The sequence below is a fragment of the Luteibacter yeojuensis genome (assembly GCF_000964085.1).
Lineage (GTDB): Bacteria > Pseudomonadota > Gammaproteobacteria > Xanthomonadales > Rhodanobacteraceae > Luteibacter > Luteibacter yeojuensis_A.
The window spans coordinates 1-519 of the sequence record NZ_JZRB01000118.1; the positions used below are offsets into that span (position 1 = coordinate 1).

The following is a 519-nucleotide window of genomic DNA, read 5'->3' on the forward strand; positions in this document are numbered from 1 at the left end:
GCCCACAAGTGGGCTCCTACAGGGCTTTGCCCGCCATGCGTTGCGCCGCCATGCGGCCGGCCGAGTCGGCCAGCGCCACGATCGCGTAGTTGTGCCCGCCCGACGACCAGTAATTCGCCAGCAGGCCACCGTCCTCGCGCTCGCCGCGCGGTAGCAGGTGGCGTGCCGCGCCCGGCGGGCGTACGTAGAAGCTCACCGTGTGGCCGTTGCCGTCGTCGTAGAGCACCATGGCCGCGGGCCCCTGGTCGGTGGCGAACAGGCGGCCGCCCATGGGGCGGAAGCCGGCATCGGCCAGGTCGGGCAGGCGTACGTCGGCGCCCACGCGGCCGCTGAGCCATGCCCGCAGGTCGTTCTCGTTCGGCGTGCTGATATCCAGGCCCAGGCCGTGGTCCACCGCGAGCAGGCGGTAGGCCTGCATCGCATCGGCCATGGGCGCGACGCCACCCGTGCCCATGCCGCGGGCCAGCCAGCCGCCGGCCCCGCCAAGGCCGAGGCACAGCACGATGGCGGCCGCCATCG

General features: G+C 73.8%; 1 protein-coding gene. It reads right to left on the minus strand.

Going from position 1 to position 519, the window contains the following annotated elements; all coding sequences use genetic code 11:
- Positions 1-16: 16 nt before the first annotated feature.
- On the minus strand, positions 17-519 hold a 503-nt coding region (locus tag VI08_RS22125), incomplete at its 5' end, for an anti-sigma factor family protein (RefSeq protein ID WP_045831497.1).